Origin of the sequence: Vibrio sp. 1F263, assembly GCF_041439035.1 — a bacterium.
GTDB lineage: Bacteria > Pseudomonadota > Gammaproteobacteria > Enterobacterales > Vibrionaceae > Vibrio > Vibrio tasmaniensis_A.
The window spans coordinates 1-9,718 of the sequence record NZ_JBGONI010000070.1 but is presented as its reverse complement, the minus strand read 5'-3'; the positions used below and the strand labels follow the sequence as shown (position 1 = coordinate 9,718).

The 9,718-nt window shown below is 43.6% G+C and carries 8 protein-coding genes; 2 read left to right on the top strand and 6 right to left on the bottom strand.

Features of this window, described 5'->3' with window-relative positions:
- The coding region (locus tag ACED25_RS22420; RefSeq protein ID WP_371696154.1) for a methyl-accepting chemotaxis protein at window positions 1–991 on the bottom strand (991 nt) is incomplete at its 3' end.
- Between the two features lie 188 nt (window positions 992–1,179).
- Window positions 1,180–2,613: a sodium-dependent transporter gene (locus ACED25_RS22415; RefSeq protein ID WP_012604350.1), complete on the bottom strand. Its 1,434-nt coding sequence runs from the start codon at window positions 2,611–2,613 to the stop codon at window positions 1,180–1,182.
- A 367-nt stretch (window positions 2,614–2,980) separates the two neighbouring features.
- Here ACED25_RS22415 and cls point away from each other — a divergent pair, with 367 nt between their 5' ends.
- Window positions 2,981–4,435 carry a cardiolipin synthase gene (gene cls, locus ACED25_RS22410; protein ID WP_012604351.1) on the top strand — a complete coding sequence of 485 codons (1,455 nt, stop codon included), beginning with the start codon at window positions 2,981–2,983 and terminating at the stop codon, window positions 4,433–4,435.
- Window positions 4,436–4,618: 183 nt separating this feature from the next.
- Window positions 4,619–5,803, top strand: coding sequence for a cystathionine beta-lyase (locus ACED25_RS22405; RefSeq protein ID WP_017104078.1), 1,185 nt, complete (start codon window positions 4,619–4,621; stop codon window positions 5,801–5,803).
- Between the two features lie 86 nt (window positions 5,804–5,889).
- Here ACED25_RS22405 and ACED25_RS22400 read toward each other — a convergent pair whose 3' ends face one another.
- The 4 genes from ACED25_RS22400 to ACED25_RS22385 form a co-directional block, all read right to left on the bottom strand.
- Window positions 5,890–6,363 carry a hypothetical protein gene (locus ACED25_RS22400; RefSeq protein WP_371696152.1) on the bottom strand — a complete coding sequence of 158 codons (474 nt, stop codon included), beginning with the start codon at window positions 6,361–6,363 and terminating at the stop codon, window positions 5,890–5,892.
- Entirely contained in the window at window positions 6,354–7,376 is a 1,023-nt protein-coding gene (locus ACED25_RS22395) for a transcriptional regulator (RefSeq protein WP_371696151.1), read from the bottom strand. Before ACED25_RS22395 ends, ACED25_RS22400 begins: the two co-directional genes overlap by 10 nt.
- 109 nt (window positions 7,377–7,485) lie before the next feature.
- On the bottom strand, window positions 7,486–8,052 hold the full coding sequence (locus ACED25_RS22390; RefSeq protein ID WP_009848770.1) for a DNA-3-methyladenine glycosylase I: 567 nt from the start codon (window positions 8,050–8,052) through the stop codon (window positions 7,486–7,488).
- 78 nt (window positions 8,053–8,130) lie between these two features.
- A partial coding sequence (locus ACED25_RS22385; RefSeq protein ID WP_371696149.1) for an efflux RND transporter permease subunit occupies window positions 8,131–9,718 on the bottom strand: 1,588 nt, incomplete at its 5' end.

Below are 9,718 nucleotides of genomic sequence, written 5' to 3'. Positions count from 1 at the left end.
CTTCTGCAGACGTTTCTGAGCGGCGCGCTTCTTCATAAGTAGAAGTACCTTGTTGCGCTACTTCAGAAATGGTTAAGCTTAGTTCTTCTGCCGCAGTCGCAATCAATGTCGCTTTATCTGCTTGAGCAGAGGCGCCAGATACGATGTCGTGGCTGATTGATGATAGCTCACCAGTAACGGATTGAACTTGGGTAGTCACTGATGAGATAGAACCGAGGAGATCGACCAATGACTTTTGCATCTGGTTGATCGATTGAGCAAGGTCAGCCAACTCATCACCAGAATCATCAACAATGTCACCTGCCGTTAGATCACCATTTGCTACGCGTCGTGCAACTTGCTCTACACGAGTTAAGCGATTAGTAATAGAGCTAGACAATACAAACGCAATTACACAGCCAAACACAATCGCAACCGCAGTCAACACCATAATCGTGCGTTCGATTGTAATAAACGAATCCGTTAGTGTTAGCAGAGCTCGCTCTGTATCAGCAATCTCACTTTCAGATGCTTGATCAAGCAAATTTTCAATCGGGATAAGATTACTCTCATACAAAGAGCGAAGCTGCTGGATATTTGATAACAATGCAGTTTCATCATTAAGCATAGGTACGAGCTTCGATTCAAACTCTTGAGTAAAGCGCCCCATTAGCTCTTCAATTCGCTGAACACGACGATGGTCCTCTGAGCCTTTACTCTCTAAACGCTTTGCTTCTTCAATTGCTTGAGAAAATTGAGTCTTATTAGCTCGATAATCATTGAGCGCATTACCGCCCTGAACAACCGCGCCCAAAGCATCACGGTAAACATCACCAGCTTCATCGATCAATATAAGGTAGGTAACAGTTCCTGGAACATCATCCAGTCTAATTTCATCAGAGCTCTCGTGAGCCCCAATCACTTCTATCGATACAATCCCTACTAACGTGACAAGCACCGCCAATATAGATCCAAAACCCAAATATAGTTTTTTTCTCACTGACAATTTCACAGAACACCTACCTAAAATAAATACAGGCCGATATAGCCTAACCGAAAGATATATCGGCCACCACACGGATAACTTTAGGGGACGATGTTTTTATTTCTCGAAAAACAATAAGTACGTCGCATAAAAAACGGGAGCCAATGGCTCCCGCTTATCAATTAACTTTAGTTTGCGATTAGAGTTTCTAAGAATTATAGCTTCTTAGAAATAAGCGCAGAGCCGGCAATGATACCAATACCTAGTAGCATGATTGCACCTTTACCGCTGTCGAAGCCAGAAGAGATACCCATGAACGCTACGATAGCGATAGCTACTGGGATGATGTACTTAACGAGTGTGTACCATAGACCGAATAGTGGGAAAGATACTTCACCGTCGTTAGTGATTTCTTTCTCTAGGTCAGCACGGTTTAGTCTCCAACCAGCGAAGATACATACCAACATACCGCCAACTGCTAGGAAGATCTTATCCGTTAGTAGGTCGAAGATATCGAATGCACCAGTACCAAACAGCGTTGGACCGAAACCGCCAAGTGATAGAGAAGCGAAGATACATAGAATCGCCATTACGACACTTGCAGACAGTACAGCTGTTACACGCTTCATGCCTTTCTCATCGATTAGGTACGAAACAACAACTTCAAGTAGAGATACTGAAGAAGTCAGTGCCGCAACACTTAGACCAACGAAGAACATAAGAGCAAATAGAAGACCAACTACGCCGCCCATTTCAGCGAATAGCTGAGGAACAACAACGAATACTAGACCAGGACCAGCAGCAGGTTCCATACCGAATGCGAACATTGCAGGGAACATTGCAACACCAGCTAGGATGGCAACGCCTGTATCCATTGCCGTAACCATTGCTGTAGTTTGAACTAGGTTCTCTTTCTTCTTAAGGTAAGAACCGTAAGTCAACATACAACCCATACCAAGAGATAGTGAGAAGAATGCTTGACCTAGTGCAGCTAGGATTACACCGCTGTCTACTTTAGAGAAGTCAGGGCTGAATAGGAATTCAAGACCAGCCATCGCGCCCGGAAGCATTAGGCCTTTGATTGATACCACGATAAGGATGATGAAAAGAAGTGGCATCAGAATCTTACCCGCTTTCTCAATACCGCCAGAAATACCCTTCATAACGATGACAACGTTAAGTAGTAAGTATAGGCCCATCCACATTAGTGGCTGAACTGGGTTTGAGATAAAGCCACCAAAGCTGTCGCCAATTGCTTCAGGTGCGTCTAGTAGACCACCAGCAATTTTACCGATGTATGCGATAGACCAGCCACCTACTACAGGGTAGAAACCCATGATAAGTAAACCACTGACTACGCCAATAACACCAGCGAACGTCCAGCGACGGTCAGTTGATTTAAATGCACCTACTGCTGATTTTTGCGTATGACGGCCAATCGCAAATTCAGTCAGCATCACACTGAAACCGATGAAGATTACAAAAAACAGATAAATTGCAACGAATGCACCGCCGCCACTTTCACCTGCTGTGTATGGGAATTTCCAGATGTTACCTAAACCAACAGCAGAACCTGCTGCAGCCATTACGAATCCTAATTTCGAACCCCAGGTATCGCGGGGTGTAGTGGTTGTATTACTAGTAGCCACGTTTACTCCAAACTTTTGTGTTATGTGATGTTGTATTTTGCTTTGTGTGGCGTCATTAAAAGATAAGGTGTATATAATAATTTACACCATTAAAAGATTTGATTGACGCTCGTTATCTAGCAAGTAAACCAGTTTAAGAATACAATTGGAAGCCCGAACCGTATATATTTCGTTATCAATGTAAATCTTTATGGTTAAATGCCGATTTTTCATACAAAACAATTGCATTCGTCTTAAGTTAACTAAAACTTAACAACTTTAACCTGTTTACAGCTTTTGCTCTATTTTGTAAATAGTTGATTCCTTAAATTCCCATATCCGTAAAATAGCATTACTATCTAAGTGTCTCTTTTTTCGAGTATTCAATGTGGAAAAGCTCTACCATTTTTTAACTTTAGCTTCTGTCGCTTTATACTGGGTCCTTGTCGCCGGTGTGACTTTTCGTGTCGTACTAAAACGACGCTCTGTCAGCGTTTCTCTCGCATGGTTGATGGTTATCTACATTATCCCTATTGTTGGCGTCGCTTGTTACTTCCTTTTCGGAGAGCTAAATCTCGGTAGAAAGAGGGCTGAGCGGGCACATCGCATGTTTACGCCTTTTGGTGATTGGTTCCGCCAATTAAATGATTGCCAAGTCCACCTTCCAGGTAAAGTCGGCTCTCCTATCCACAAAATTGATGAGCTTTGTAACAATCGGATGGGCATTCCAGCTCTCAGCGGAAACACACTTTCACTGCAAGCTTCTCCTAATGAGATCCTACACGCAATTATCGAAGATATAGAAAACGCCCAGACTAGTATCAAAATGGTTTTCTATATTTGGCACCCCGGTGGCTTAACTGACTCCGTTGCTTCCGCACTTATTCGAGCAGCAAAACGTGGTGTCGATGTTAAAGTTTTACTCGATTCTGCAGGTAGCCCGCGTTTTTTCAAAAGTCACTGGCGTTCAATGATGAAAGACGCTGGCGTTCACGTTGTCCAAGCATTAGAGGTTAGTCCTTGGCGTATTTTCTTACGCCGTTTAGATCTAAGGCAGCACCGGAAGATCATCGTGATTGATGAGTCCATCGCCTATACCGGGTCAATGAATATGGTAGATCCAGCTCATTTCAAACAGAGCTCAGGTGTCGGCCAATGGATTGATGTCATGGTTCGCGTCACTGGGCCAACCGTTAACGTGTTGTCAGCAATTCATGGTTGGGATTGGGAAGTGGAAACCGGTGAACGCATTCTTCCTGATTTACCAGAGTGCCCGGTTGAAGAAATAATGACGCATCATCCAGTTCAAGTAGTGCCATCTGGGCCGGGCATGCCGGAGTATTTGATTCTGCAAGTTCTTACTATTGCGATTAATCAAGCAAACCATTCAGTTCGTATTACAACACCCTACTTTGTACCGAGTGCCGACTTATTAGAAACACTCAAAATGACGGCACAACGTGGTGTCAGCGTAGAATTAATCATTCCACATAACAACGATTCATTAATGGTTAAATGGGCTTCTCGCGCCTTCTATACCGAACTGCTTGAAGCCGGAGTGAAGATATATGAGTTTTACGGCGGGCTTCTTCACACCAAATCGGTAGTGATTGATGAAGAGTTTTGCTTAATCGGAACGGTCAATATCGACATGCGCAGCCTATGGCTTAACTTCGAAGTAACGCTAGCCGTTGATGATGTGCACTTCACCAAGCAACTGTTTGATTTGCAGCAATCCTATATTGAATCATCTCATCCAGTGGAATTGGAGCAATGGGAGCAGAGAAACCTACGCAACCGCTTCTTCGAAAGGTTGTTTTACTTATTCAACCCGCTGCTTTAATTCCATCAATGCGTCCACCGCGGCTCATCACTCGCCGACTATCGGATTTTAAACCTTTCACGATAAACGACGTGGAAGGTTAAAAAGCGAAAGAAAAGCGCAAAAACTCCCGCTCTGCTCTTGCTTTGAAGGCTATTGGCATGTTTTAAATAGGACATAACCGATTGATAAGGAATTCACAGCATGTCCGAGAACAAAACCACTAAACTGATCACTGCAGGTCGTGATAAGAAGTGGACTAATGGTGTCGTTAACCCACCAGTACAACGCGCTTCAACTGTCGTGTTCAACACAGTAGAAGAGAAACGCAAAGCGACCATTAACCGCGCTAACAAGACACTTTTCTACGGACGCCGTGGCACCACGACTCATTTCGCATTTCAAGATGCAATGGTTGAAGTTGAAGGTGGTGCAGGTTGCGCACTTTACCCTTGTGGTACGGCAGCCATCTCTAATGCCATCCTCTCTTTTGTTGAAACAGGTGACCATATTCTGATGGTCGATACCTGTTATGAACCCACTCGTGATTTCTGTGACACCATAATGAAAAAGATGGGTGTAGAGACCACTTACTACGAGCCAACGATCGGTGAAGGTATCCAAGACCTTATTAAGCCAAATACTAAGGTTCTATTTACTGAATCTCCGGGTTCAGTCACCATGGAAGTTCAAGACATCCCAACACTCGCACGTATTGCCCATGAACATGACATCATTGTAATGCTCGATAACACGTGGGCGGCTGGTGTTAACTTCTCACCGTTCGATTTTGGCGTCGACATCTCAATTCAAGCGGCGACTAAATACATTGTTGGTCACTCTGATGTGATGCTAGGAACTGCAGTAGCCAACGAAAAATGTTGGGATCAACTGAGAGAGCAGAGTTACTTGATGGGACAGTGCGTATCTCCAGATGACGCTTATCTTGGTCTTCGCGGTATTCGCACTCTTGACGTTCGACTTCGCCAACATGCTGAAAGCAGCCTAAAAGTAGCAAAGTGGTTAGAAACACGCCCTGAGGTTGACCATGTTCGTCACCCTGCCCTTGAGTCTTGTCCCGGTCATGAATTCTTCAAACGAGACTTCACTGGCGGTAATGGTTTGTTCTCTTTCGTTCTTAAGAACTCAAACACAAAAGCAACGACTGCTCTGCTTGATGGTATGACGCACTTTAGTATGGGTTACTCATGGGGTGGATTTGAAAGTTTGATTCTAGCGAACGAACCGAGCAGCTTTAATAGCTTGAGAACGGTAGCGAACCCTAACTTCGAAGGAACCTTGATACGCGTTCATATCGGCTTAGAAGACGTCGATGACCTGATTGCGGATCTAGAAGCTGGACTAGATCGTTACAACGCTCTGGTTTAAGTAAAACAATAAACAAGTTTCCACAAAAAGGCAGGGACAACCTGCCTTTTTTAGTTCGGTAAGCTCTTGGTGTAGAAGTTATATGACTACTTCTGAACCTTAAAACATACCCAATTAAAAATTTCGAAACGATTTTTATTAAATAAATAGAGTGAGTCATCGGTGACAACAACTGAGTAATCAATATTCAGCCCCTTATACGAGCTATAGTCTCGATTAATAACAGGATCATCAGTTTCAGTTGTCGGCGAATAGTCAATGATAGAGATAGACAACTCGCCATCTTCTAACGAATAACGACCTGAGGAGTGGTGCTCCAATTTACTCACCTGACCATTCTTCTCTTCAATCTTCACCGCCTCTGCAATCATAAACGTATTGTCTGATTGGAAGGTAAAAGTCATACGTTCATACAACGATTGATAAGGTTGAAATGCCTGCGTCATAAAGCCCGTTTTGATGGTTTTACAGTGCCAACGAGTGCCCGCTAATACGTTTCTATCAATCATGAAACTTGCAGCTGTGAGTGCTAATACCAATAGCAAACCAATTATTCGCAAAAGTAACTCCTTTGAGCCATGTAATTCACAAACGAATCAAAAGATGACTCAACTTCAAAAATAGATGACAAGTAATTAAGAGCTTCGCCATCCTTTCTCTCAATCAGCATATACAAAGCATCATTTTCAGGTTGGTTGACAGATGGATAAATGCGAACAAAAACATCAACATTACAGTGGCTAGGTATAACTTGTATCAGTCTCTCAGTGATCGCAGGCAACGAGTAGGCTTCATTGCGAACAATATGGAAAAAGTAGTGATTAGTTTCATCTACGAAGCTGTCGTGATACTCATTTTTATCAACAAAGTATGGCAATGGCTGATAGTAAGCCTGAAATATATTAAACAAAGAGATCAACACACAGGTAAAGGCTAAAAAGTAGCCCACGCAGGCTAAATGACGATGAACAAAAAGCTTAAAGCTAGGTGGTACCGCGTTGACTGAACCTCTCGGGCTAACTGTGGACAATGGCATTTCCATGTCGCCTTCAACGCTTTGTGTTACTGATGCAGGCATAACATGAGCCTGCTCATCTTGCGGCTTTTTCTCAGGTGACTCGCCTGAGGTTTGTGTTTGATTTGTCGTTATTGATGATGGGTTAAGTTCGGCTTGCGATAATCCTATCGTTTGAGGAGACTCTGATACTATATCCGCCTCAGGGACTGTCGCTTTAGGCTCTGTATTTTGAGGTTGAGATGATTCCTCTATCTCCAGAGAATACCCCATTTTACTGACGGTACGAATCGTGGCGCAACCACAAGTCACTCTGTTCAGTGTTTTTCTGAGCTTAGATATCACGTTGGTCAACGCTTGCTCAGAGACAATCACATCCCCCCAACATCTATCAAAGATCAGGCCTCGCTCAATGCATTCGCCTGTATTTTCAAGCAAGAATAGGAACACTTTACCTTCTAGCGGCGCGATAGTTTCTACGTGGCCATCCTCACGCATAAACTGCCTAAGCAAGGGATCATAGTTAGCATCACATATTTGGTAGTTTTGTTGATTCACTATCGTTGTCTACATTTGAATTTGGTCGCATATAATATTGAAAAGTTTATAAATGACCAGTGAATTTTTCAATTTACACACAATTATTTCGCGTCGAGAAATAACACCTTTATTTATGTGGGCAACCTTCTAAATGGTCATTAACCATACCTGTCGCTTGCATTAACGCGTAACAGATTGTTTCCCCAACAAACTTAAAGCCTCTCTTCTTCAAAAACTTACTCATCGCTTTGGATTGCTCGGTAGAAGCTGGAACTTGAGTCATCTCAATCCAGTGGTTTTCGATCACCTTGTTATCGACAAATTGCCATAAGGCGTTTGAAAGAGAACCAAACTCTTTCTGCAGTTCAAGCGTTGCTCGAGCGTTGTTATACACAGAGGCAATCTTGCCTTTATGCTTAACCACATCAAAGTTCTCTATGACGTGTGGCACATTGTCTTCATTCAATTCGGCTAACTTGTTTAGATCGTAATTATCAAAGGCAGCACGATAGCCTTCGCGCTTTTTAAGGATCGTAATCCAACTCAGGCCCGCCTGAGCGCCTTCTAAAGTAATGAACTCAAACAGAACTTGGTCATCATAAACAGGCACGCCCCACTCTGCGTCGTGGTACTCCCTTTCCAGTTCGTGCTTCAGTGCCCATGCACACGTTCTACCTTCAGTGTTTGTTTCCATGTTATTGCTACCTATTTTAAATCACTCAGAAATGATAATGCCCCTAAACAGGGGCATTAATTCAAAGACTCACTCGTCTTACGAGACTTCAATTTTATGGAATAGACGATACAGCACAGGTACCACGATTAGCGTCAGTACGGTGGCGAAGCCCAAACCAAACATGATGGTTACCGCCATTGGCTTGAAGAAGATATCCGGTAACAATGGAATCATACCGAGAATCGTTGTGATAGCCGCCATACATACAGGACGTACACGACTCAATGCCGCATCAACAACCGCTATATATGGGTCTTTACCTGACTTCATCTCAATCTCAATTTGATCAAGCAGTACGATACCGTTCTTCAGAAGCATTCCAGACAAACTCAAGAAGCCCAGAAGCGCCATAAAACCGAACGGTGTATTCAAGGCTAGCAAGCCTGTCGTTACTCCTATCAAGGCGAGTGGTACCGTTAACCAAACAATCAGGGGCTCTTTCACCGAATTAAACAAGAACACCGTGATTAAGAACATGAACAAGTAGCCTAACGGCATAGTTGTGAACAGTGACGCTTGAGCGTCAGCTGACGACTCGTATTCACCACCCCATTCCAATGAATAACCCGGTGGCATCTCAATCGCTTCTATTTGTGGCTGTAAGCGTTTCTGTAAAGTTGATGCTGTCTCTTCACCCAGTAGGTCAGGATCCGCCATTACCGTCAGCATACGCTTACGGTTCTTACGGATGATCAGTGGATCTTCCCATTCCAATTCGTAGCCTAGTGTTACTTGTTGTAGTGGGATGTATTCACTTAATGCCGGGCTCCAAATCTTCATACCTTCGATGTTGCGAATATCAATTCGCTCATCTTCAGGTAAACGAGCCACAATAGGCATCAGCGTAGTACCATCACGATACACACCAATCGACTTACCAGAGAAAGACATCGCTAGGAAATCATCAACGTCAGATTTGGTAATACCATAACGACGCGCTTGGCTTTCGTTGAACTGAGGTTCCAGTACCTTAGTTCTTTCACGCCAATCGTGACGAACGTTAAACGACCCATTGTCAGCACGCATGATGTCCATAACTTGAGCTGCGATTGAACGTAAAACCGTTGGATCAGAACCCACAATTCGCGCTTCAATTTTAGCACCGCCACCAGGACCTAATTCGATCTGCTTAAGTTTGTAATTAATTTCAGGGAACTGGCCGTTTACATGCTCACGAAAGCGCAACATCAAACCTTCAAGTACTTCATAACTCTTCACACGAACCGTTATCTCACCGTATGCGCTATAACTTTTCTCTGGCGCATAAGTCAGCATGAAACGTTGTAGGCCTTTACCTGCCGTTGTCGTGATGTGCTCAACTTCGTCCTGCTCTGCTAACCAACCTTCAAGCACTTTAAGCTTAGTGTTGGTCGCACGAATATCGGTACCTTCCGGCATCCAAACATCCACTTGGAACATTGGCGTAGTCGAAGATGGGAAGAAGGCTTGTTTTACAAAACCAAAGCCGTAAACACTCGCACCCAAACCAATAATCAGAACGAACATCGTGAGCCACGCACGCTTCATACAGAACTCAAGGAAGTTTTTATAGATAACAAAAACCATCCCGTTGTATGGGTCTTTACCTTCACTATCTGGATCGACTTTCTGGCCTTTGAAGAAC